Below are 25,017 nucleotides of genomic sequence, written 5' to 3'. Positions count from 1 at the left end.
ATTGAACCAAAAAATTAAAACATAAAAAAAACGCTTCGAAAATCTCGAAGCGTTTTTTTTTATGAATTATAACTACCTTATTTTTGAACTGGTGCTGCTCCTGGCTGTTTTTTCATTTCTTTTTCAACCATATCATAGAACTGGTCTATTTTTGGCATAACGTAGATACGTGTTCTTCTGTTTTTAGATTTATTTTCAGGAGAATCATTTGGAACCAAAGGAACGTATGAACTTCTGCCTGCTGCAATTAATTGAGCTGGATTAACCTTTAAATCATTAGATAAAATACGGATAATAGCAGTAGAACGTTTTACACTCAAATCCCAGTTATCAATTAAACAGGCATTTCCTTTAAGTACATCAGTATCAGTGTGGCCTTCAACCATACATTCAAAATCAGGTTTGTCGTTTACAACTTTTGCAACTTTAGTCAAAACTCCTTTTGCTTTGTCGCTTACTTCATAACTACCGCTTTTAAAAAGCATTTTATCAGAGATAGAGATGAAAACCACTCCTTTGTCAACATTGATTTCAATGTCCTGATCATCCAGTCCTACTACAGATTTTAAGCTGGTAACAACTGCAAGCGTAACACTGTCTTTTTTAGTCAAAGCGTCCTGCATTCTGCTGATTTTCAAATCTTTTTCTTTGATAGATTCTAATGCTTTTTCAATATTTTCAGCACCTTTAGTTGACAGAATCGTCATGTCTTTTGAAGTAGAAATCAAATGCTGATTCGTTTCTTTTAATCCATCTACAGTCGCTTTAAGACCTGCTTTTTCTTCTAAACAAGAATTTAATTTTACAGTACAAGAATTTAATAAATCTTGTGTTTCCTTGTTTTTAGCTTCCAGAGCTGCGTATTCTTTTTTAGACACACAAGATGTAAGGAGTGCTAAAGCGGATAGTGTAATCATTATTTTTTTCATAGATCTCATGTTTAATTAAACGTGTTTTACAAAGTTAGTTTTTAAAAGTTAATTTTAAATATAAATTATTGTTAAATTAGGTCAGCAAAAATCGTGCCACCCTTAACATAATATCCATAAACGACGCTTTCCGTTTTAAAGTATATTTCAGTCTGATTTTTTTCTCTTTTTTTATAATTTTTAAAAAACAGCCTGTAAAAAGAAAAATGTGCTCGTATAACTGCCCAGCAATGAATAAATTGACTTGAAAATACAAATTTAACTCCAGCCACACCGTCTAAAAGCATTCTGATAAAAATTACTTGAAAGAGTTGTTTTTGAGGAAGATTTTTTGTTAACATCAACAGCGAATTTCTAAAATTCAAGAACGTTTTCTGCGGATTTGCCTGTTTCAAAGTAGCTCCTCCAACATGGTAAACTACTGCCCCTGAATTGTATTTAATATCGTACCCTCTATTAACAGCCCTCCAGCATAAATCAATTTCTTCCTGATGCGCAAAAAAATCTTCGTCAAAACCTTTTAACTCTTTATAAACTGAACTTCTGATAAAAAAACAGGCTCCAGATGCCCAAAATATATCTGTCTTATCATTGTACTGCCCATTATCCTTTTCCAAAGTATCAAAAATACGTCCTCTGCAGAACGGATAACCAAACTTATCAATAAAACCGCCGCCTGCACCCGCATATTCAAAATAATCTTTCTTTTTGAAATCTAATATTTTTGGCTGAATAATTGCCGTTTTGGGTTCTGCTTCAAAAGTCTCTAATATCGGCTGCAGCCAATTCTCAGTCACTTCTATATCCGAATTTACCAAAGCATAAATTTCTGCATCAATATGTCCCAAAGCTTCATTATAGCCGCCTGCAAAACCCTTATTGGTTTTATTCTGTACAATTTTTACAGAAGGATAATTATTTTTTACAAATGCTACCGATTCATCTGTTGAGGCATTATCTGCAACATAAACAGCTGCTTCAGGCGAATATTGAATTACGGAAGGTAAAAATTGTTCTAATAATTTCACACCATTCCAATTGAGTATAACTACGGCTATTTTCATTTAGACTTCTTAGATTCTTAGACTTTTAGACTTTTAGATTGTTAAATTGTTAGATTATTGCGCTATCGATTTTAGACTCTAACAATCTATAAAGTCTAAGAATCCAATAATCTAAACTTCCAAATCCTTATAATTTGGCAGTTCTTTCAAAAACTCATATTTCTCATTTTCGAAATCCATCAGACAAAAATAATGATTTAGTCCATTGGTCACCATCAAAAATTGGGCTTCCATGGTCATATTATATCTTGCAATCTGATCAAAAACCGCCTGAGATATTTTTACTTCGGGAGCTTTGCATTCGATCAATATAAAAATTGTTCCGTTTGGATTAAAAACAACGACATCATAACGCTTTCGCAAACCGTTGACCATTAAAACTTTTTCAACATTAATAAGCGATTTTGGATATTTTTTTTGTTCCAATAAAAAGCGGACTACATGCTGGCGAACCCATTCTTCGGGCGTGAGAATGATGAATTTTTTCCTAATTTCGTCGAAAATAGACACTTTATTTTCGCTATTTTTGAAACGAAAAACATAAGAAGGAAAATTGAGTTTTTGCATGAGGCAAAAGTATAATTTTTTGAAAATAGAAAAAAGAGAAAAGATGATAGACGCGATAAAAGAACATAGAAAAGCAAAAAATGGAGATAGATTTTTTAAAATCAGAAATCAAAAATCGTTAATCAAAAATCATAAATCTCTATGGACGAAGTTGTAAAGATTGTAAACGACATAAAAGCAGGAAACATCAAACCCATTTATTTTTTGATGGGAGAAGAGCCCTATTATATTGATAAATTATCTGAATATATTGAAACAAATGTTTTAGCTGAAGAAGAAAAAGGATTTAATCAAACCGTTTTATACGGAAGAGATGTAAGCATAGACGATGTGGTTTCTACTGCCAAACGTTATCCAATGATGGCCGACCGTCAGGTAGTAATTATTAAAGAAGCTCAGGAATTATCAAGAACTATCGATAAAATTGAAAGTTATGCTGAAAATCCTATGCCTTCAACAGTTTTGGTGTTTTGCTACAAATACAAAACGCTGGATAAACGAAAAAAAGTTACCAAACTTTTAGCAAAAAACGGAATCGTTTATGAAAGTAAAAAACTGTATGAAAATCAAGTAGGGGATTGGATTAAACGTGTTTTGGCAGGAAAAAAATACAGCATTGAGCCCAAAGCTTCTGCCATGCTGGTAGAGTTTTTGGGAACCGATTTAAGTAAAATCAATAACGAACTTGAAAAACTGCAGATTATACTGCCCGCAGGAAGTACAATTACTGCCAAGGATATAGAAGAAAATATAGGATTCAGCAAAGACTATAATGTGTTTGAACTGCGAAAAGCAATCGGTGAGCGCGACCAGCTGAAAGCCTATAAAATTGCTGAGAATTTTGCCCAAAACCCAAAAGATAATCCACTGGTTATGACAACCGGCTTAGTCTTTGGTTTTTTTATCCAGTTATTAAAATACCATGGGTTAAAAGATAAAAACCCTAAAAATGTAGCTTCCGTATTAGGAGTCAATCCATTTTTTCTAAAAGATTATGATGTGGCAGTCAAAAATTACCCAATGAAGAAAGTGAGCCAGATTGTTGCTTCCCTAAGAGATATTGATGTTAAAAGTAAAGGAGTAGGAGTCAACAGTTTATCTCAGGCCGATTTGTTAAAAGAAATGCTTTATAAAATTTTTAATTAGTATTAAAATACCGATATTTACTTTCATTAAAAACAAATACCACTACAATTATGGGAATGAATAAAAACAGTATTTTAGGATGGGCTACGCTCATAATGATACTCATGGGATTATTACTGATAGGATTAGGAATATTTCGATATAATGATGTTGCAGGCTGGGGATTTGCAGCTGTAGGAGTAGGTTTTCTAGCAAATGCATGGGTTTTTAGTGCCTTGAAAGGGCGAGTATAAATATTTTTCTAAACTTCTTATAAATAACGACTGTTGCTTTTTTTCGGCAATGGTCGTTTTTTTATTCAATAATTTCAACTTTTTCAAAACTTGTAATAACCCCATTTTTTTTTATTAACAAAAAATTAACTTCTTAATATTTGGGTTAAACAGCCTTAACCTAATGGTCATCATTTCAATAATATCAATTAACCTCTTCACGATTTTAACAGTATAGTTTTGTCAAAAACAAAAAAAACAAAAACTATGAAATTTAATTATCTAAAAAGAGCAGGAGTACTGTCTGCATTAAGCTTAGCTGTCTTAGGCTGTCAAAATGATAATAACGACAATGCAAAACCAGTAAATTCGACGATTGATTTTAACAACACTTCTTCTGTTCCAGCTTTAGTTGTAGCAAAAGAAGGTTTTGAAAACTTGAAAATCACATCAATGATCAGCAGTTCGGATGTATTGCCTGGATCTCCTAGTTTTGTTTACGGAGCACAGCCTGACGGTGCCGGTTTTATGAAAGACCCTAACAGTGATGGCTATATGATGATTACCAATCACGAAATTCTGCAGTCAGTTTCAAGAGTGTATTTCGATAAAACATTAAAAGCTGTCAAAGGAGAATACATTGTTGACGGAATTGGAGGCATGACCAGATTATGTTCTGCAACATTAGCTACGCCAGCAATCAACGGATTTGGACCAATGTTTTTAACAGCTGGAGAAAGCAGTGAAGAGAGTATGGTTCACGGTATTGATCCACTTGGTTTATCAAGTGAAAAAAGCAGAAAAGACAGAGTTTTACCAGCTTTAGGAAAAGCGAATATGGAAAATGCCGTTCCGCTTACAAAAGAAGCTTATGAAGGAAAAACAGTTATTTTGATCGGTGAAGATCAGTCTTATGCAACTTCTCACGCTAGTGCGGGTCAGGTAATTATGTATGTAAGCAATACTGTTGGAGATTTGACTAATGGCAAATTATATGCCTTGAAAAGAAATGACGGAAATCAGGTAGAAACTTCAATGACTATTGGAAACTCTTTTGACGTGTCATTTGTTGAAATTCCAAATGCTAAAAACATCACTGGAGCAGAAATCAATACAACTGTAAATAATTTAGGAGCTATCCGTTTTTCAAGAGTAGAAGATGTTGATTACAGAAAAGGATCTGCAAAAAACAATCGTGAAATCTATTTTACAGCAACAGGGCAATCTCCTGATAAAGCCAATCCTGTAAGTGGATACACGATGTGGGGAAGAGTTTACAAATTAGTATTAAATGATACTAATCCATTAGCCGGTAAATTGGAATTGATTGTTGAAGGAGATTCAACTCCAGGTACAGGAATTATCAATCCGGATAACCTTTGTGTAACTGAAAATTATGTTTACATCCAAGAAGATGGGGATTCTTATTATACTGCTGCAAAACACGATTCTTATATCTGGCAGTATAACATTGCTGCAAAAACCAACAAACCTTGGCTGACAATGAATCATAAACGTGACGATGTGGCTTGGAATACGACTTATAATCCAATAAATGACTTAAGATTAGGAAGCTGGGAATACGGAGCTATGCAGGATATCTCAGATGTTATTGGAGTTCCAAATACATTTCTTGTGAATATTCATCCTCATACTTGGCAAAAAGAAGCTTTCAAATATGCCGATGGAAGTAAGGTGAATACCAATATGGAAGGCGGACAAACCGTAATTATAAGAAATGTTCAAAAATAATTTTTTGAAATGGATACATAAAGAACAGCCCTTTTTACAGGGTTGTTTTTTGTTTTATTTACCTAAAAAGAGATTACTTAAAATGAATTTTACTAATAAAATAATAATTGCCCTGAATCTAGCGCTAGTAATACTATTATCTGGATGTGAAAAAAAATATAGCGAGATAACAATTCAACAGGAATTAATCTCAGATATTGAAAAATTAAATCAAAAAGTGATCGAACTTGAAAAAACAATAGAAGAAAGCAATGACGAAAAAAAAATTCAGAAAGCTTTTAATTCCACACGATTATCCTACAAAAAGATTGAATGGGCAGTTGAATATTTTACTCCCGATCCGGCACGATTCATAAATGGCCCCGCTTTGGATGAGTTGGAAGTTGCCGAAAATACTTTTATTCCGCCAAATGGTTTCCAAGTGATGGAAGAAATTATGTTTCCGAATTACGATATTAAAAACAAAGAAGAATTAGTTAGAACAACCAAAATATTGAGCGGTAACCTGAAACAAATAAAAGAACATTTGAGTGTTATTACGATTTCAAACGCACACATTCTGGACGCTTCAAAAATGGAGCTTAACAGAATTCTTGCTTTGGGAATAACAGGATTCGATTCGCCAATAGCTTTTCAATCCATACCAGAAGCAAAAAACAGTTTGGGTTCAATAGGAAATTTAATTTCGAAAATGGATTTTAAAAGTTCTGAATCCGTTCAATGTCAAAAGGAAATTAAAGCTTTAATTAACCAAGCAGCAAATTATTGTGATTCTAATACTGATTTTAAAACATTTGACAGAACTCATTTTATTAAAAGCTTTTTAAACCCAATCAGCAAAAAGCTGGTCGCTTTTCAAAAAATAAATAAAATAGAAAAGACAAGCAGAAATACTGTTGTAAATCCATATTCAGCGACTATTTTCGAAAAAGATGCTTTTGATGTGAATGCTTTTATTCCTTCAAAAGAATATCAATACTCTAAAGAAAAAGCCGAATTAGGCAAAAAATTATTTTATGAAACTTCCTTTTCTAATAATAAAACCCGAAGCTGTTCCTCTTGTCATATTCCAGAAAAAGCATTTACCGATGGATTGAAAACAAACCAATCCTTAAAAGGCGGCAACTTGAGCAGAAATACACCTACGCTGACTTATGCTTCACTGCAGAATGCACAGTTTTGGGATATGCGCCAGCTCGATTTGGAAAAACAAAGTCTTGATGTAATTACTAATAAAGATGAAATGCATGGAAATGTTGCCAATGCAATTCAGATTTTAAATAAAGACAAGGAATACCAAAAGCTATTCAAGAAAGCATTTCCAGATTCAAAGAAAATAGAAGAATGGCAGGTACAAAATTCATTGGCCAGCTACATCCGTTCCTTAAACGCATTCGACAGTCGATTTGACGAGTATATGAGGGGAGATTCAAATGATTTTACGGCCGAAGAAAAACTTGGATTTAACATTTTTGCAGGAAAAGCAAAATGTGCAACCTGTCATTTTATCCCTTTGTTTAATGGCACTGTACCTCCGAGTTATCAAAAAACAGAACAGGAAGTAATAGGAACACCTTCAGATAAAAACGGAAAAAAAATCAGTCCGGATTTGGGAAGATATCTGCAATACGAAATGCCTCAATTAAAAAACGCCTTCAAAACCCCATCACTGCGAAATGTCGGTATAACCGCACCGTATATGCATAATGGTGTGTTTTCCACCCTGGAAGAAGTTATTGATTTTTACAATAAAGGCGGAGGAGCTGGATTAGGAATTTCGGTTAAAAATCAAACATTGCCTTCTGATAAATTAGAGTTAACACCAAAAGAAGCAAAAGCATTGGTTTCGTTTATGAAAACCTTGACAGATAAACACTAAAAGAGTTAATATGCTAAACTGTTTTTTTTGATTCAACATTCGAGAGAAACAAAAGAAATAAGCTGACCCACAGTATGTGTTTTCCTGCTTTATAAACTTTATGACTTTGGACTTTAGACTTTTTATTATCTCTCCAATAATGTTATATTTGTATTCTTTAAAAATTAAATCATAATACTATGTCAGACGATAAGAAGGTAATTTTCTCAATGCAGAAATTGAGTAAAACCTATCAGGGTGCAGATAAACCAGTACTTAAGAATATTTATCTAAGTTTCTTTTACGGAGCTAAAATTGGTATTTTGGGTCTAAATGGTTCAGGTAAATCATCTCTTTTAAAAATTATTGCAGGAGTTGATAAAAACTATCAGGGAGATGTTGTTTTTCAGCCGGGTTACACTGTTGGTTATCTAGAGCAGGAACCAATTCTTGATGATTCGAAAACCGTAATCGAAATCGTTCGTGAAGGTGCTGCCGAAACAATGGCTGTTCTTGAAGAATACAACCAAATCAACGATTTATTTGGTCTTGAAGAAAACTATTCAGATCCTGATAAAATGGACAAATTGATGGATCGTCAGGCTGCACTTCAGGATAAAATTGATGCTCTTGGGGCTTGGGAAATCGACACCAAATTAGAAATCGCAATGGACGCTCTGCGCACGCCGGACGGTGACACGCCAATCAAAAACCTTTCAGGAGGAGAGCGCCGCCGTGTGGCTTTATGTCGTTTGTTACTGCAGCAGCCAGATGTATTACTTTTGGATGAGCCTACCAACCACTTGGATGCCGAATCTGTACTTTGGTTAGAACAGCACTTGGCGCAATATGCCGGAACTGTAATTGCCGTGACGCACGACCGTTATTTCCTGGATAATGTGGCTGGCTGGATTCTGGAACTGGATAGAGGAGAAGGTATCCCATGGAAAGGAAATTATTCTTCCTGGCTGGATCAAAAATCAAACCGTTTAGCACAGGAAGAAAAAGTAGCTTCAAAACGCAGAAAAACGTTGGAGCGTGAGCTGGACTGGGTTCGTCAAGGTGCAAAAGGACGTCAGACAAAACAAAAAGCACGTTTGCAGAACTACGATAAACTTTTGAACGAAGATCAAAAACAATTGGATGAAAAATTAGAAATTTACATTCCAAATGGTCCAAGATTGGGAACAAATGTTATTGAAGCAAAAAGTGTTGCCAAAGCTTTTGGTGATAAATTATTGTACGACAACTTGAACTTCACTTTGCCACAGGCTGGAATTGTTGGGATTATCGGGCCAAATGGTGCTGGTAAGTCTACCATTTTCAAAATGATTATGGGAGAGCAAAAAACTGACAGCGGTGAATTTTCTGTGGGTGAAACCGTAAAAATTGCTTACGTAGATCAGTCGCATTCAAACATTGACCCAAATAAATCCATCTGGGAAAACTTTGCCGACGGTCAGGAATTGATCATGATGGGCGGAAAACAAGTAAATTCAAGAGCATATTTGTCCCGTTTCAACTTTGGAGGAGGTGAGCAGAATAAGAAAGTATCTATGCTTTCCGGTGGTGAGCGTAACCGTCTGCACTTAGCAATGACTTTGAAAGAAGAAGGAAACGTATTATTGCTGGATGAGCCAACGAATGACTTGGACGTAAACACGCTTCGTGCATTAGAGGAAGGTCTGGAGAATTTCGCAGGTTGTGCCGTTGTAATTTCGCACGACAGATGGTTTCTTGACAGAATCTGTACACACATTTTAGCTTTCGAAGGTGACTCTGAAGTATATTTCTTCGAAGGAAGTTTCACTGAATATGAAGAAAACAAAAAGAAACGTTTAGGCGGTGATTTAACTCCAAAACGTTTAAAATATAGAAAGTTAATTAGATAATAATTGATTACAAAAATAAGGAGCCTCAGATTCTATAATAATTTGAGGCTTTTTTTATGTATCGGTTTGAAAAATATCACAAAACAAAAAAAGGATGCTCACAGAAAGGCATCCTCTTTTCTTTTTAGACAAAAAAAACTAATCATTTCATTTTATTAGATTGGAACCTATAAAACACAGTTTTCGTTTAAACCAATAATTACCAACTCGAAAACAACTATGAATATGCGGTTTCTTATGAACGTTCTCTAATAAAATTTAACTTTTAAGATTAGTCAAATTTACGACAGTAATCCTGCTTAAGAGATGACATTTATCATGTAATTAAATTATTCTAAAAAATTTTTTTTCAGTTCCATCGTTGGTATCATACAGCTTTCTTTTTTTCCATACCATTCGTATCTGTTTTTGGCAATATAGTCATAAAACAGATTTCTGATTCCTGTCGGGATAATTCTGAAAACAGTTCCAAAATGCCAAAAACCTCCAAGACTTCGGGCGATCTCAATTGCTGCCGAGGATTTATAGTAATATGCTTTTCCAGGTTCATACAAAACTATACTGTCAATATTTACTGGATTTACACCAATGTGTTTTAGAATCTGCTGACCCAATTCGGATTGTAAAGCGACGAATCTAAATACATCTTTCTGGTCGTGCTTTATAACAAACTGCACCGCCGAATTGCAAAGATTACAAACTCCGTCAAAAAGAATTATTTTTTTATCAGTAGGAAGATTTTGCATTTCCATTGTTTTTCATTTGATATGAACCGATAGTGACTGAAACTTTTATATAAAACTGAGTTCTGATTTACTTTTTCCCAGCTTCTACAAACTCCAATTCTTCTAAACTTACTTTCGAAGTAAACAGCCCGTAATTCACAACTGCTTTGTTTTTTTCAATTTTATCAATGCTTCCTATAGATTTTCCGTCCAGCATCCGCACTCGGTCACCGACTTTTAGAATAGGTTTTGGTTTTTCGATCACCGGTTTGAGTTTCTTTTCCTTTTTCTCAATTCGGATTTCTTCAACCTTGATTTCAACTTCCTTGATGATTTCTTTTTTCTTGGCAATAATGGCTTTCGTTTCTTTTGGAGTCGCTTTTTTGCGTTTTGAATTTTCAATTTCAACTATTTTCAAAAATTCTCCAATCAGGTCTTTTTTGTTTTTATTGTTGAAATATTTCTCGGCAATATCTTCTATTTTCTGGCCAATGTAAATCGTCTTTTGATTGCTGTCATACAATTCCTGATAGCTTTCTAGTTTTTGCTTGATTTTGACATTTATATTCTCCATTTTTTTGCTTTCTTCCCGCGCTCTGGTTTCTTCTTCTTTCAAATTTGTCGAAGTTTTTTCCAGTTTCGAGCGTTCTTTTTGGAGATTAGCAATGGTTTTATCAAAACGTACTTTACCAATTTCAATCTTCTTTTTGGCTCGGTTGATTAAGCCAAAAGGAATTCCGTTTTTAAGTGCTACTTCAAACGTAAAAGAGCTTCCTGCCTGACCCAAAACCAGTTTATACATTGGTTCCAATGATTTTTCGTCAAAAAGCATATTCGCATTAGTAGCATATGGCAGTTCATTTGCCAAAATCTTAAGATTCGAATAATGCGTAGTAATCAATCCAAAAGCTTCACGATGATAGAATTCTTCCAAGAAAATCTCAGCCAAAGCACCTCCCAATTCCGGATCCGAGCCCGTACCGAATTCATCAATGAGGAACATGGTTCTTTTATTACACTTCTTCAGGAAGTAGTTCATGTTCTTTAAGCGGTAACTATACGTACTTAAATGATTTTCAATCGATTGATTATCTCCGATATCTGTAAGTATTCTATCAAAGAGGAAAGTTTCGCTGCGTTCATGTACCGGAATAAGCATACCCGACTGAAGCATCAGTTGCAATAAACCAACGGTTTTCATCGAAATGGTTTTACCGCCGGCATTTGGTCCTGAAATTACAATAATCCGGTTTTCCTGACTTAATTCTATTGTCTGCGGATGCGTAACTTCCTTTTTCTGTTTGTTGTTTAAATACAAAATCGGGTGGAAAGCTTCTCTAAAATACAGACGGCGTTCGTCTGTAATTGCCGGTAAAATTCCGTTGATTTTGTTCGCATATTTTGCCTTGGCGGCAATAACATCAATATCGCTGAGAAAATCCTGATACTGAATCAATAAAGGCAAAAACGGACGGACAGCATTCGTCAGCTGTTTTAAAATCTTTGTGATTTCCTCTTTTTCCTCATATTCCAAATTTGCAAGTTCACGGGAATATTTCAATGTATTTTCGGGTTCAATATAAGCAATGCTTCCGGTCTTGGAACTTCCAAGGATAGAACCTTTCACTTTTCGGCGGTACATGGCCAAAACGGCCAAAACACGGCGGTTTTGTACAAAACTTTCTTTTATATCGTCCAAATAACCCAAACCATTGTACTGCGTCAAAGCTGAACCAAAGCTCTGATTCACTTTCCCGCGAACGAGATTCATTTCACGGCGGATTTCCAAAAGCCGGGGAGAGGCATTGTCTTTTATTTCACCATATTTATCGGCTACGGCATCTACCAGCGTAATGATTTCTTTAGTTAATTGGATACCTGAGCTTTTGGCGCAAAGATTTGGATAATAATCATTGAATTTATTTAAAAATGCCAAAAGCACATTGGTAGTTTCAGATATAGTGGCAATTTTTCTGAAACTGCCCACTTCAAGAAAACTGTCTTCGATTGCCAAAAACTTGATTTCATGTGTTATGGCATCAAAACCATGGTTAGGAATCGCATTATTATTTTGAAAAGAAGAAACATACTCTGATGTCTGCATCAATGCACTCATCAAAGATTCTTTTTCTCTAAAAGGATTTATTTCCAAGGCTTTCTGCTTTCCTATATCGGTATTACAAATTTCGGATATTGTTTCAAGAACCGTTGGGAATTGTAAGTCCTGTAATGTTTTTTCGGTAATGGAGATCATTTATAAATTTGGTTTCAAAAAGTTCAAAGTTACAAAGTTTAAGAGCCAAAGTAATTTGAAAGTATTAATTTTTTATATTTGTTAGATGAAAAAAGATGAAATAATCAACACTTTACAATTGGATAAACAATTCCTAAAAGAAAATTATGGCGTTGTTTCAATTGGTTTATTTGGTTCCTACGCAAAGGGGGTAGAAAAACCAGACAGTGATGTTGATTTTTTAGTTGAATTCAAAAATCCTTCTTATAGTTTGCTGATGGGACTATATTCTTATTTAGAAAATAGGCTTAATTCTAAAATCGAAATAGTTCGGAAAGGACCACATGTGTCTGAGCGTTTTCTTAAAAACATCAAAAAAGACTTGATTTATGTATGATGATGTTTATCAGTATTCTTTAGAAACTATTTTGGAACATATTACAGTTTGCAACAAACGATTTACTCAAATTACTCAGCCAAACGATTTTATTTCATCCGAATATGGCAAAATATTATTAGACGCCATAGTTACAAGGCTTCAAGCTATTGGAGAAAATATAAAAAGTAATTCCCAAAAAAATAATTTACTGCAAAAGAATTATCCTGACATTGAATGGAATAAAATCATCCGTTTTAGAGATTTTATTTCACATCATTATGAGATGCTAGATTATGAAATTGTTTACGAAATTGGAAAGAATTATTTGCCACAACTAGAATTGGCAATAAAAACTGAATTAGGCAAATTTAAATAATTATGCAAATCAATTTAAATCCTTGCTGGCAGACTATTTTAGCAGATGAAATAGAAAAACCTTATTTCGTAAAATTGATGGAAGATGTAAATGAAGAATATCAAAACTTCATTTGTTTTCCTCCAAAAGAACTGATTTTTTCGGCTTTTAATAATTGTTCATTTGAAGATATTAAAGTTGTTATCATCGGGCAGGATCCGTATCACGGGGATGGAGAAGCCAATGGTTTGGCTTTTTCGGTGAATGATTCGGTTAAAATTCCACCTTCACTCCGCAATATTTTTAGGGAAATCAATACCGATCTGGATTCTATTTTTATACCAAGTTCAGGAAATTTGGAATCATGGGCAAAACAAGGCGTTTTGTTGCTTAATGCATCTTTGACTGTTAGAAGAGATAATCCAAACAGCCACAAACACCTTAAATGGAATCTTTTTACTGATGCAGTTATCCAAAAAATATCAGACGAAAAGGAGAATGTGGTTTTTATGCTTTGGGGGAGTTTTGCACAAAAAAAAGGAGCAAAGATTGACAGAAGTAAACATTTGGTTTTAGAATCAGGGCATCCTTCGCCAATGAGCGCCAATCAGGGAAAATGGTTTGGCAATAAACATTTTAGCAAAGCAAATTTATATTTGGAAGAAAATAGCATGAAGAAAATTGATTGGTTGTGATTTTTTAAACTTCCTATGCAGAAGATTCTGTTTCATTTAGTTAACCTTTTAATTCACTCACGCAAAGGCGCGAAGACGCAAAGAAATCAGATTTAAACTTTGCGTCTTCGCGTCACTGCGAGAATTATATTTGGGAAACTATAGCAAGAAAATCCTAATTCAATCACATTAGAATTACTCCAATGTCAAAGCCCCTAATATTTCTTCGGACAAGAAAGGACCTCCAGGATATTTGGCCGTATAATCGAGGTTCAGCCATACTTGACCATGTTCGTCAATGTGATAATTAAGCTGTTTATTTTTGCTCTCCTCGACGAACAAAACATTCTTAATTAAAAAATTGGCTTTCTCAAGATCACTTTTGCTTCCAATTAAAATTTCGGGATAGATATGTCCTTTGGTATGAATGAGTCTGGGAGTTCCTCCAATAGAGCGGACGCAGGCCGCCATCAAAATAGAATGATCGTCACAGTCTCCCGAAAAATAAAGCAGTGATTCGTGTGCTGTGGCGATATAATCTCCGTTTTTAGGATCGTTAACATAGTTCCAACGGCTGTTAATTTCCTTAAAAACAGCAAAGCACTGAATTAAATTCCTGTAATCCGAATATCCTCGAATGCCTTTAAAATGCTTGGTTGTAGCCATTATGGCAAAATTCCTAACTTTTGGATTTTTATATTCGATTGCCATTAAAATCTCAGATTTATTAGGGAACGGCAGTAATTTGGCAATGATAATATCCTGAGGAAAAGGATCGTTATTCATTGTGTAGAGCATTGTATTATAGTCTTCAAAAACAGAATTGAAACTAAAATTTCCAAACATGCTTCCATAAACAAGAACTAACAAATACAGCGCAAAACAAACGATAATTATAGTTCGTAAAGCATATAGCGCAAAGTAAATAACTCCCAAAACAAGAATAAAAAGAAGCACTCTGTCCAAACCAAAATACCATTGCGGATCGATTAGATTTTGGTGAAGCACTATAAATAAAGGAATCGTAATGAGTGTGCTCAATAAAAAGATAACAAAACGATCCCAAGGCTTTTTCAACTGAAACTTGGATTTTACGAGATGAAAATTCGTTTTGTTAATTTGTACCATAACACCCAAAAGCAGGGAATTGTTTTTTTAAGCCACTAAGATACTAAGTTTCTAAGTTTCTAAGATGCTAATTTTTTTAAGTTTCAAAGTTTTTTTTAAATCTCTTAGCGACTTAGAATCTTAGAAACTTAGCAGCTTTTTACACATTGATGTCCTTAAAATCATTAGAAATGGCATAGCGGATCATATTGGTAAATGCCTCATTATCCAATTTTGGTATTTCAAGAATAGAATTCAGCAAAGTGGTATCGTATTCGTTTGGATTGGTAATAAAATAAGGTTTTAAATGCTTGCCGATACTTTCGTAATACAGTTTCTCGATAGTGTTTTTGTATTTGAAATCAAGCGGATTCTTGATTAAGGTAAAATTGGTATAACCCACTTCTTTCATAATCAGCTGAAGTCCTTTTACGATATTGAAACTTTTGTCATTTACAATATTCAACTGTTCAATATCGTCACGTTCGAAGGTGTTTACGATCACTTTAGAAACATAATCGACCGGAATAATATTTAGGCCCGTTTCCTCATTGATGATGAAACGAACATTTTCCTGTTCTCCTTTTCGCTGGGAGGTAAAGTGGAAAAATTTGGCCAAAAGATAAAAAACCATATATTTCGGAATGAAATAAGGGCTTTCGGTTCCCAGCATTTTCCCTCCGATTACGCTAGGGCGCAGAATTTGAAAAGGTAATCCCAAAGCTTTACATTCCTGTGCAATGAAATTCTCCGAATGAAATTTGGCATTTTCATAGGCGTTGCGGTGTTTTGGTTTGAAACCAAGATTATGAAAATCATTACCTATCAATCCAGCTCGTATTCCTGATGAAAACGCCGTCCCGATGTAAATAAATTTCTTAATGAATGGATGAAAAGTGTTGAAAAGTACCTGAGTGATTTTGGCATTTTCATCAAAAATTTTGCCTTTTAGTTTTTCATCCGTGGAAAGATTTACATAACCTGCCGAATGGATAAAGTAAGCGCCTTTTATTTTTTCGGAAAAAGTATCCTGAAGGTTGGCTAAATCTGAATCTATGATTTCGATGTATTTATGCAGTTCTTTCAATCCGCTTTTACGCAAAATTTCGGGAGTGTAATCACTGGTCAAAAGTTCATTGACACGCTCGACTGCACTGACTTTTCCTTTGTTTCTGGCAATTATAAAAAGTTTTCCGCTGTTATTATTTTTGATAAAAAGCTCCAGAAGGTCATACATAATGTGCGATCCCAAAACTCCAGTTGCTCCCGTAAGAATTATTTTCATTGGTTTATTTTTCAAAACACAAATATAGTTTTAAAAAAGAATGAGAGAGCTAAAAAAATCTGCTAAATCTGTGTGAAAAATTGACGCCCAGATTTAGCAGATTTTCGCAGATGGTAATAAAGTTATTTTAGTAAATCGTCACTATGTTTTTTAGACAGGCAAGGTTCAGCAAAATCTAATAAACCTAATTCCGAATATTCATTTAAAAATTGCTTTACCGCTGAATAATCGCAGGCTTTCTTTATTTCAGCAACAAAATACTTTTCATTCAAAACTTCAGAAACACAATCCATTTCATTAAGTTTTTCTCTAATGATTACGTTGTCAAAATTGTCTTTTAAAATGACAATCTGAATTATGGAGTTTCCAGAAGCGGCGATTGTTTCTTTATAAACAATACTTCCTTCTTTTTCATCAAATTTTGCATAGAAAATGTCATCTGTTGCAATAAGCGGTCCAAAAAACGGAATGTTGTCTAATTTGTATATTCCTTTTTCGGCATCAATTATATCCGACCACATAGTTTCAGTTATTTCTTCATCTAAAATAGCACTGTGGAATCGAAATAAGATTTTTTGTTGATTTTCTGTCATAGTTTAATTTTCTGCCAATTTATTCAAAGTATATTCAATTAATTCGTCGACAGCTTTGTACGGATCACTGCTGAAAGTACCATTGGCACGATTAGCAATAATAGCATTTAATGATAAAGCCTGATGTCCTAAAAGAGCCGAAAGCCCATAAATAGCGGAAGTTTCCATTTCAAGATTAGTGATTCGGTTTCCTTCAAAAAGGAAATTATCCATTTTGGAATTCAGATCATAATCTTGAATGCCCAAACGCAAAATTCTTCCCTGAGGTCCATAGAAACCTCCCGCAGTAGCCGTGATTCCTTTATGAATTCTGTCGCTTTCTATTTTTTTCTCCAAGATGGAAGAGCCAGCAACAACAATAGGCCTTCCTTTTCTCAAATCCCAATTGGTATGAGCAATAAAAGCGTCTTCGATTTCAATATTAGAAATGGAATCAGCCAAATAGGAGCGGAGCATATTGTCAAGTCCCAATCCAAATTTTGACATCACAAAACTGTCCACGGGAATATCGGCGTGCAAAGAGCCCGAAGTTCCTATTCGGATAATGTTTAATGAAGTTAGATTTTCTTTTGGTATTCGGGTTTCCAAATCAATATTGACAAGTGCATCGAGTTCGTTAACCACAATATCAATATTATCCGGACCAATTCCTGTTGACATTACCGTTATGCGTTTGCCTTTATAAATTCCGGTTTCAGTTTTGAATTCTCGTTTTTGAGTAGAAAACTCAACCGAATCAAAATGTTTGGTGATTTTTGATACCCTATCCTGATCGCCTACAAAAATGATATCGTGGGCAATATTTTCAGGTTTCAGGTTAAGATGATACACACTCCCGTCAGGATTGAGTATTAATTCGGATTGCTGTATAGCCATTTTTATTTTTTTATTTCACAGAGATTCGCAAAGAATTCACAGAGAGACTCACAAAGTTTTTAATTTTAAAAGAATTTTGAATTTCAATTCGAAGATAAATCTGAAATCTAAATTCTAAAATCTGCATTCTAAAATCTTATCCTCCCACACGTTTTACCTTGAATCCTTTTTCTTTTAAAATGTTCATTATTTTATCACGATAATCGCCTTGAATAATAATGGAATCGTCTTTGAAAGTACCGCCAACACTCAGTTTTGTTTTGATTTCTTTGGCAAGAATTTTAAAATCCTCATCAGATCCTTCGTAGCCTTCAATTATGGTGGTTGCCTTTCCTTTTCTTTTTTCAAATTTGCAGATCATAGGTTCTTTCTGAACATATAATTGGTGCGGTTCTTTTTCGATTGCTTCTTCTGGAGCCATTTCATGGTCTGGAAAAAGATTTTTTAATTGGTCTTGTAAATCCATTTTTTTTCAAATTATAAAAAACAGAATCCAAATCCCAAAAGTGAAGCTTTGGAATTTGGATTTTAAAATTTGTTATTTATTTTTTTATTAAACCTAAATCAACGAGGCGTTCATATAAATAATCGCCTGCGGTAATATCTTCAAATTTCTTAGGATTTTCAGCATCGATGCAGTTTTCAAGGCAGTTTAATTTCATATCACTTACCGGATGCATAAAAAACGGAATAGAATAACGTGAAGTACCCCATAATTCTCTTGGCGGATTTACCACTTGATGAATCGTAGATTTCAGCTTATTATTGGTGTGTCTGGATAACATGTCTCCAACATTAATCACCAGTTCGTCCGGTTCTGCAACAGCATCAATCCAATCGCCATTATGGTTTTGAACCTGCAATCCTTTGCCCTGAGCCCCCATCAACAAAGTAATTAAGTTGATGTCACCATGTGCAGCCGCACGAATAGCATTCTCAGGTTCAGTTGTAATAGGAGGGTAGTGAATAGGTCTTAGGATTGAATTTCCGTCTTTGGCAAATTCGTCAAAATAGAATTCATCCAATCCAAGATGCAATGCCAAAGCTCTCAATACATAAACACCCGTTTTTTCAAGCATTTTGTAGGCTTCTTTCCCCACTTCATTAAAACGGGGCAATTCTTTTACCTCAACATTTTCAGGATATTCTGAAGCGTATTTTGAATCTTTATCAACATACTGTCCAAAATGCCAAAATTCTTTCAAATCCCCTTCTTTACGGCCTTTGGCGTGTTCTTTTCCAAAAGAAACATAACCTCTTTGTCCGCCGATTCCAGGAATTTCATAGCTGTGTTTTGTTTCTAACGGCAGTGAAAAGAAATTTCGAATTTCGCCATACAATTCATCAACTAATTGATCGTTTAAAAAATGCCCTTTGAGTGCTACGAAGCCTATATCTTCGAATGCACTTCCGATTTCATTTACAAATTTTTGTTTACGTTTCGGGTCGTCCGAAAGGAAATCACGCAAGTCAACACTAGGAATGTTTTGCATATTATGAATGTATTTAATACTTTAGAAGCCTAAAACTTCGTAACCACAAATATAGAGAATAAAATAATTAACTCTTTTTAAAAATTATTCAAAATTACAACAAATACAACATTTCGCTTTCATACTGTTATATTTATCTATATTTGAAATACGTAATAAACACCCCTAAAAAATGAACTTTGACCCAAAAAATCTCTCGAACGAAACATTATTAAATCTCTACAAAAGAATTCTGAAACCAAGGCTGGTAGAAGAAAAAATGTTAATCCTTATCCGTCAGGGAAAAGTATCCAAATGGTTTTCCGGAATTGGACAGGAAGCAATTGCTGCAGGAGTGACTGCAGTTTTGGATACTGACGAATACATTCTGCCGATGCACCGCAACTTAGGCGTATTTACAGGAAGAGATATTCCGTTACAGCGTCTTTTTTCGCAATGGCAGGGCAAAGCCAATGGTTTTACCAAAGGAAGAGACCGCAGTTTTCACTTTGGGACACAAGATTATAAAATCATTGGAATGATTTCGCATCTTGGACCGCAGCTGGGTGTAGCCGATGGAATAGCATTAGCCAATAAATTAAAGAAAAACGGAAAAATAACAGCCGTTTTTACTGGTGAAGGCGCAACGAGCGAGGGCGATTTTCACGAAGCCTTGAATATTGCTGCAGTTTGGGATTTACCAGTTTTGTTCATAATTGAAAATAACGGTTATGGTTTATCAACACCAACGAATGAGCAATACCGCTGCGAAAACCTTGCCGACAAAGGAATAGGTTACGGAATTGAAAGCCACATCGTGGACGGAAACAATATTTTGGAGATTTTTAATCTTTTGACTGAATTAAAAGCTTCGATGATTGAAAGACCAAGACCAATTTTGCTCGAATTCAAAACGTTCCGAATGCGCGGTCATGAAGAGGCGAGCGGCACCAAATATGTCCCGCAGGAATTAATGAATTCTTGGGCTTCCAAAGACCCTGTAGACAACTACAGAAGCTTTTTGTACCAAAATCATATCTTAACCGCAGAATATGATGCCGAAGTCCAGCAGGAAATAAAAAAAGACATTGATCAAAGCTGGGCTTTAGCCAATGAAGAACCTGAAATTGAGCCAACTCTTGAAGGAGAATTAAATGATGTTTACAAACCGTATGGCTACGAAGACTTTCCTGTAAATACTGAAACAGAAAACATCCGTTTTATAGATGCCATTTCAGCAGGTTTGAAACAATCAATGGAAAGGCATGAAAAATCCGTTATTATGGGCCAGGACATTGCCGAATACGGCGGAGCTTTCAAAATCACAGATGGTTTTGTGGAGCAGTTTGGTAAAGAACGCATTCGCAATACACCTATTTGTGAAAGCGCTGTCGTTTCTACCGCCATGGGATTATCCATTAACGGCTACAAAGCAATTGTCGAAATGCAGTTTGCCGATTTTGTTTCCACAGGATTTAACCCAATTGTGAATCTATTAGCCAAATCACACTACCGCTGGTTAGAAAAAGCGGATGTAGTCGTTCGAATGCCTTGTGGCGGCGGAACGCAGGCTGGTCCTTTCCATTCTCAGACCAATGAAGCCTGGTTTACCAAAACTCCAGGTCTAAAAGTAGTTTATCCTGCTTTTCCGCTTGACGCAAAAGGTTTGCTGAATGCTTCAATAAACGATCCAAATCCTGTACTTTTCTTCGAACATAAACAATTATATAGAAGTTTATCACAAGATGTACCGACCGATTATTACACTATTCCACTGGGGAAAGCTGCTTTGCTGAGAGAAGGAAACGATGTTACAATTATATCTTTTGGCGCAGCGGTGCATTGGGCTTTGGAAACTTTAGATAATAACCCTGAAATGCAAGCAGATCTTTTGGATTTAAGAACTTTACAGCCTTTAGATACTGAAACGATTTTTGCTTCGGTAAAAAAAACAGGAAAAGTTATTATTTATCAGGAAGATTCAATGTTTGGAGGTGTTGCCAGCGATATTTCAGCGTTGATTATGGAAAACTGTTTTGAATATCTTGATGCGCCTGTAAAACGTGTGGCGAGTCTGGATTCTCCAATCCCGTTCACCAAAGCGCTGGAAGATCAATATTTGCCGAAAGGCCGATTCGAAAAGGAATTAAAGGCTCTTTTGAAATATTAATAACATTTTTTTTTTGAACCATTAAGAGATTAAGTTTCATTAAGAAAACACTCGAAATTGAAATATAGAAACCTTAATTTTTCTTAATATCTTAATGGTTAAAATTAAATTACTGCATCAGCTTGCTAATAGCAATATCAGCAGCTGTGCAACTAGAATTCGGCTGATGGTTACCAAAGGATATACCGTTGCATATGATTGATTAGGAATATCCGAATCTAAATATTTGGTACTAAAAGCCAATGCGGCAGGATCCGTATAAGAACCGCTCATAATACCAACCATTTGATAAAAATTAAGCTTAAATACGAATCGACTGACTAAAACCAAGACAGTCAAAGGTATAAACGTAATATAGCATCCATAGTAAATCCACATCCAGCCGTCATTTGAAACAAAATTATCATAGAAACCGTGTCCAGCTTTAATACCAACTGCAGCAAAGAACATACATATTCCGAAATCCTTCATAAAATGAATGGCTCCATTATTAATGTACGAATGAATTACTCCAACACCGCCATATCTGCTGATAAACAAAGCCGCCAGAAGCGGTCCCGCAGCCAATCCTAATTTCAGCGGAACCGGTAATGACGGAATCATTATTGGAATTGAACCAATAACAACCCCAAAAATCAAACCGCCGAAAAGAGAAAGAAAATCAGGTTCTAAAAGTATTTTTTTTGAGTTTCCAATGATTTTTTCAGCTTCTTCAATAGCTTCTTTATTTCCAACAATCAATAAAGTATCACCATAAAAAAGCTCTAATGTGGGCTGTGCCAGAATTTCCAGACCCGAACGGACTACACGGGTAACTTTTAATCCAAACTGATTGTATAAATCCAATTGCGCCAGTGTTTTATGTGTGGCAGTTTTTTTAGTAACACTTAGAACTTTGGCTGTAACATCATTTTCAGATTCAATAAATAAATCCGTGGATACTTTTCCAACAATATCAATAAACTTATTTATGTTTTTTTGTTTGGCAACCACCATTAGAACGTCTTTTTCTTTTAGAACCGAGTCCAATGAAGGCGAAAACACCACTTTTGTACCGCTTTGCTTTTGTCTGGAAATAATAACACCGTCAAGAGCAAACTCTCTGAATACCTGACGGATAGTTTTCCCTATCACTTCGGGCTGAGTAACTCTGCATTTTTGGCGCACAATTTTATTTTCTGAATCTTTATTCTTTTTGTTTAGAAGCACAACTTCATTTGACAAATCAATTTTCAAGAAGTTTTTGGCCAAAATTATAATCAGAATTATTCCAAAAACACCTATGGGATATGTAATAGCATAAGCAATAGCTGGATCTGAAAAATGATCCGCAGGAAGATTCAATTGTTTTTGGATTTCAATAAGAGTTGACTTTGCAGCACCAAGCCCTGGAGTATTTGTCACTGAACCGGACATTAAACCAACAGCATTTTCAATTTTTACATTAGCAGCCAAATATAGCAGCCAAGTAATAATTCCTCCTAAAAATACGGTTCCGACTCCCAATGCATTGAAAATTAAACCTTCTTTTTTGAAAGAAGAAAAGAATGTAGGGCCAACCTGAATTCCGATGCCATAGACAAACAGAATTAAACCAAATTCTCTCACAAACTGTATCAATTCTGGTTCCATGCTAAATCCCAAATGCCCCAAAAACAATCCCACAAACATTACAGCGGAAACTCCCAGCGAAACTTTGCCAATTTTTATTTTACCAGCAAAAAAACCAATACTTATAGCCATAAACAATACTATTAATGACTGTGTCATTTCCGGCGTATCTGTCGGAGTAAACAAAACGTTAAACCATTCAAACATAATTGTAGCTTTTTTAATGAAAATATAACGTAAATGAATTATTTTTTTTGGTAATTTTATATGACAAAAATCAGGTTTAATTTTTATTTCTTTCCTATAAAACCAAAATACATCTTCAATAAAAAAGATAATCATATCTCTTTGTAAAACAGCGCTAAAATCGAAAACGTTTGCGCATATTTTTCTTCAAAACATGATAAAAATCAGGTTTTTTAGTCACTAACTGGAGTAATTTTGATAAAGAAAATAACGCATAAAACTATAATAAAATACACACATTATGAAGAACATTAAAATCATTCAGGAATTACATAACTTGGGAATTACAGGCTACCATGAAGTAGTATACAATCCATCTTATGAAGAATTATATCAGGCAGAAATTTCACACAAAAGAAAAGGATATGAAAAAGGAGCTTTAACAGATACAGGTGCCGTTGCTGTAAAAACAGGTGTTTTTACAGGCCGTTCACCAAAAGACAGATATATCGTTAAAGATGCCGTTTCAAAAGACACTATCTACTGGGATGATAAAGTGAATTTCCCTACAACACAATCAGTTTATGATGATTTGAAAGGATTAGTATTGAAACAGCTTTCTACTTCTCCAAAATTATATGTAGTAGATGCTTTCTGCGGAACAAATGCAGACACAAGACTTAAAGTCCGTTTCGTAATGGAAGTTGCCTGGCAAGCTCACTTTGTTACTAATATGTTTATCAGACCTTCAAATTATGAATTGGAAAACTTTGGAAAACCTGATTTCATTGTAATGAACGGTTCAAAAACAGTGAATCCAAACTGGAGAGAACAAGGATTGAACTCAGAAAACTTCGTAGTATTCAATCTTACTGAAAGAATACAGCTTATTGGAGGTACTTGGTATGGAGGCGAAATGAAAAAAGGAATGTTCGCGATGATGAACTACTACTTGCCTTTGAAAGGAATGGCTTCAATGCACTGTTCTGCTAACGTAGGCGAAAAAGGAGATGTTGCTGTATTCTTCGGACTTTCAGGAACAGGAAAAACAACACTTTCTGCAGATCCAAAAAGATACTTAATTGGTGATGACGAACACGGATGGGATAACAACGGAGTATTTAACTATGAAGGAGGCTGTTATGCTAAAGTAATTGATTTATCAGAAGAAAATGAACCAGATATTTGGAGAGCTATTAAAAGAGATGCATTATTAGAAAATGTTATCGTCGATGAGTATGGAGAAATTGATTATTATGACCATTCAATCACCGAAAACTCAAGAGTATCTTACCCAATTTATCATATTAATAAAATTGTATTACCGTCAAAAGCTGGACACGCTAAGAAAATCATCTATCTTTCTGCTGATGCATTTGGAGTACTGCCTCCAGTATCTATACTTGATGATGATCAGGCACAATACCACTTTTTATGCGGATATACATCCAAATTAGCAGGAACTGAAAGAGGAATTACTACTCCAGAGCCATCTTTCTCTCCAGCATTTGGTGAAGCTTTCTTAACATTACACCCAACAATGTATTCTAAAACATTAATTGGAAAAATGAGAGAGCACGGAGCAAAAGCATATTTAGTTAATACAGGTTGGAATGGAACAGGGAAAAGAATTTCTCTTAAAAACACAAGAGCAATTATTGATGCAATTATTAACAGTGAGATCGATACCGCAGAAACAGCCACTGTTCCATTTTTAAACCTAACAATTCCAACAGCATTAACAAATGTAAGCGAAGGAATTTTAGACCCAAGAGACACTTATAGAGATATTGAGGAATGGGAAACTAAAGCAAAAGACTTATCTGCACGTTATATCAAAAATTTTGAGCAGTACACTGATACCGAAGAAGGAAAACGCTTAGTCGCAGCCGGACCTTCTTTGGAACCAGTATTAAGCTAACCGTTTAGTA

At 34.9% G+C, this 25,017-nt stretch carries 22 protein-coding genes; 10 read left to right on the top strand and 12 right to left on the bottom strand.

Annotation, left to right across the window (positions count from 1 at the left end; genetic code table 11):
• Positions 1-77: 77 nt before the first annotated feature.
• From IRZ80_RS11915 to IRZ80_RS11905, 3 genes are all read right to left on the bottom strand, one after another.
• Positions 78-929 (bottom strand): flagellar motor protein MotB, encoded by an 852-nt coding sequence (locus tag IRZ80_RS11915; RefSeq protein ID WP_194641789.1) that lies wholly within the window; start codon positions 927-929, stop codon positions 78-80.
• 71 nt (positions 930-1,000) lie between these two features.
• Entirely contained in the window at positions 1,001-1,993 is a 993-nt protein-coding gene (locus tag IRZ80_RS11910; RefSeq protein WP_194641788.1) for a glycosyltransferase family 2 protein, read from the bottom strand.
• Between the two features lie 111 nt (positions 1,994-2,104).
• Positions 2,105-2,560, bottom strand: a complete 456-nt coding sequence (locus IRZ80_RS11905; protein ID WP_194641787.1) for a type I restriction enzyme HsdR N-terminal domain-containing protein — start codon at positions 2,558-2,560, stop codon at positions 2,105-2,107.
• Positions 2,561-2,701: 141 nt separating this feature from the next.
• On the opposite strand from IRZ80_RS11905, the gene holA reads away from it, so the two are divergent.
• The 5 genes from holA to ettA all read left to right on the top strand — a co-directional run bounded on the left by holA (position 2,702) and on the right by ettA (position 9,420).
• On the top strand, positions 2,702-3,706 hold the full coding sequence (holA, locus tag IRZ80_RS11900) for a DNA polymerase III subunit delta (RefSeq protein ID WP_194641786.1): 1,005 nt from the start codon (positions 2,702-2,704) through the stop codon (positions 3,704-3,706).
• 50 nt (positions 3,707-3,756) lie between these two features.
• Positions 3,757-3,939: a CAL67264 family membrane protein gene (locus tag IRZ80_RS11895; protein WP_194641785.1), complete on the top strand. Its 183-nt coding sequence runs from the start codon at positions 3,757-3,759 to the stop codon at positions 3,937-3,939.
• Positions 3,940-4,185: 246 nt separating this feature from the next.
• A complete protein-coding gene (locus IRZ80_RS11890) occupies positions 4,186-5,670 on the top strand; it encodes an alkaline phosphatase PhoX (RefSeq protein ID WP_194641784.1) in 1,485 nt (494 codons plus the stop codon).
• A gap of 82 nt (positions 5,671-5,752) precedes the next feature.
• Positions 5,753-7,549: a cytochrome-c peroxidase gene (locus IRZ80_RS11885; RefSeq protein ID WP_194641783.1), complete on the top strand. Its 1,797-nt coding sequence runs from the start codon at positions 5,753-5,755 to the stop codon at positions 7,547-7,549.
• 179 nt (positions 7,550-7,728) lie between these two features.
• Positions 7,729-9,420, top strand: a complete 1,692-nt coding sequence (gene ettA / locus IRZ80_RS11880; protein ID WP_194641782.1) for an energy-dependent translational throttle protein EttA — start codon at positions 7,729-7,731, stop codon at positions 9,418-9,420.
• A gap of 329 nt (positions 9,421-9,749) precedes the next feature.
• Here ettA and IRZ80_RS11875 read toward each other — a convergent pair whose 3' ends face one another.
• Positions 9,750-10,166 carry a thiol-disulfide oxidoreductase DCC family protein gene (locus tag IRZ80_RS11875; protein ID WP_194641823.1) on the bottom strand — a complete coding sequence of 139 codons (417 nt, stop codon included), beginning with the start codon at positions 10,164-10,166 and terminating at the stop codon, positions 9,750-9,752.
• A 67-nt stretch (positions 10,167-10,233) separates the two neighbouring features.
• Positions 10,234-12,399 (bottom strand): endonuclease MutS2, encoded by a 2,166-nt coding sequence (locus tag IRZ80_RS11870; RefSeq protein ID WP_194641781.1) that lies wholly within the window; start codon positions 12,397-12,399, stop codon positions 10,234-10,236.
• Between the two features lie 85 nt (positions 12,400-12,484).
• On the opposite strand from IRZ80_RS11870, the gene IRZ80_RS11865 reads away from it, so the two are divergent.
• From IRZ80_RS11865 to ung, 3 genes are read left to right on the top strand one after another with little or no spacing between them, the layout of a single operon-like run.
• Positions 12,485-12,775, top strand: coding sequence for a nucleotidyltransferase family protein (locus IRZ80_RS11865; RefSeq protein ID WP_194641780.1), 291 nt, complete (start codon positions 12,485-12,487; stop codon positions 12,773-12,775).
• A complete protein-coding gene (locus IRZ80_RS11860) occupies positions 12,768-13,133 on the top strand; it encodes a DUF86 domain-containing protein (RefSeq protein WP_194641779.1) in 366 nt (121 codons plus the stop codon). The genes IRZ80_RS11865 and IRZ80_RS11860 overlap by 8 nt, the downstream gene beginning before the upstream one ends.
• A 2-nt stretch (positions 13,134-13,135) precedes the next feature.
• Positions 13,136-13,807, top strand: coding sequence for a uracil-DNA glycosylase (gene ung / locus IRZ80_RS11855; protein WP_194641778.1), 672 nt, complete (start codon positions 13,136-13,138; stop codon positions 13,805-13,807).
• 174 nt (positions 13,808-13,981) lie between these two features.
• Here ung and IRZ80_RS11850 read toward each other — a convergent pair whose 3' ends face one another.
• The 6 genes from IRZ80_RS11850 to IRZ80_RS11825 all read right to left on the bottom strand — a co-directional run bounded on the left by IRZ80_RS11850 (position 13,982) and on the right by IRZ80_RS11825 (position 19,140).
• A complete protein-coding gene (locus tag IRZ80_RS11850; protein ID WP_194641777.1) occupies positions 13,982-14,914 on the bottom strand; it encodes a transglutaminase in 933 nt (310 codons plus the stop codon).
• 139 nt (positions 14,915-15,053) lie between these two features.
• On the bottom strand, positions 15,054-16,178 hold the full coding sequence (locus IRZ80_RS11845) for an SDR family oxidoreductase (RefSeq protein WP_194641776.1): 1,125 nt from the start codon (positions 16,176-16,178) through the stop codon (positions 15,054-15,056).
• A gap of 122 nt (positions 16,179-16,300) precedes the next feature.
• Positions 16,301-16,771, bottom strand: a complete 471-nt coding sequence (locus tag IRZ80_RS11840) for a DUF4265 domain-containing protein (protein WP_194641775.1) — start codon at positions 16,769-16,771, stop codon at positions 16,301-16,303.
• A 3-nt stretch (positions 16,772-16,774) separates the two neighbouring features.
• Positions 16,775-17,647, bottom strand: coding sequence for a nucleoside phosphorylase (locus IRZ80_RS11835; protein WP_194641774.1), 873 nt, complete (start codon positions 17,645-17,647; stop codon positions 16,775-16,777).
• Between the two features lie 136 nt (positions 17,648-17,783).
• Entirely contained in the window at positions 17,784-18,113 is a 330-nt protein-coding gene (locus IRZ80_RS11830) for a translation initiation factor (protein WP_194641773.1), read from the bottom strand.
• 76 nt (positions 18,114-18,189) lie between these two features.
• Entirely contained in the window at positions 18,190-19,140 is a 951-nt protein-coding gene (locus IRZ80_RS11825; protein WP_194641772.1) for an isopenicillin N synthase family dioxygenase, read from the bottom strand.
• A gap of 172 nt (positions 19,141-19,312) precedes the next feature.
• Here IRZ80_RS11825 and IRZ80_RS11820 point away from each other — a divergent pair, with 172 nt between their 5' ends.
• Positions 19,313-21,289: a thiamine pyrophosphate-dependent enzyme gene (locus tag IRZ80_RS11820; protein ID WP_194641771.1), complete on the top strand. Its 1,977-nt coding sequence runs from the start codon at positions 19,313-19,315 to the stop codon at positions 21,287-21,289.
• Between the two features lie 117 nt (positions 21,290-21,406).
• On the opposite strand, the gene IRZ80_RS11815 is transcribed toward IRZ80_RS11820, so the two are convergent.
• On the bottom strand, positions 21,407-23,107 hold the full coding sequence (locus IRZ80_RS11815; protein ID WP_194641770.1) for a putative transporter: 1,701 nt from the start codon (positions 23,105-23,107) through the stop codon (positions 21,407-21,409).
• A gap of 280 nt (positions 23,108-23,387) precedes the next feature.
• On the opposite strand from IRZ80_RS11815, the gene pckA reads away from it, so the two are divergent.
• Positions 23,388-25,007: a phosphoenolpyruvate carboxykinase (ATP) gene (pckA, locus tag IRZ80_RS11810; RefSeq protein WP_194641769.1), complete on the top strand. Its 1,620-nt coding sequence runs from the start codon at positions 23,388-23,390 to the stop codon at positions 25,005-25,007.
• Positions 25,008-25,017: the final 10 nt, after the last annotated feature.

The organism is Flavobacterium sp. HJJ, from assembly GCF_015351475.1.
Classification (GTDB): Bacteria; Bacteroidota; Bacteroidia; order Flavobacteriales; family Flavobacteriaceae; genus Flavobacterium; species Flavobacterium marginilacus.
The sequence above is the reverse complement of the archived record's forward strand: the minus strand, read 5'-3'. Positions and strand labels throughout refer to the sequence as shown.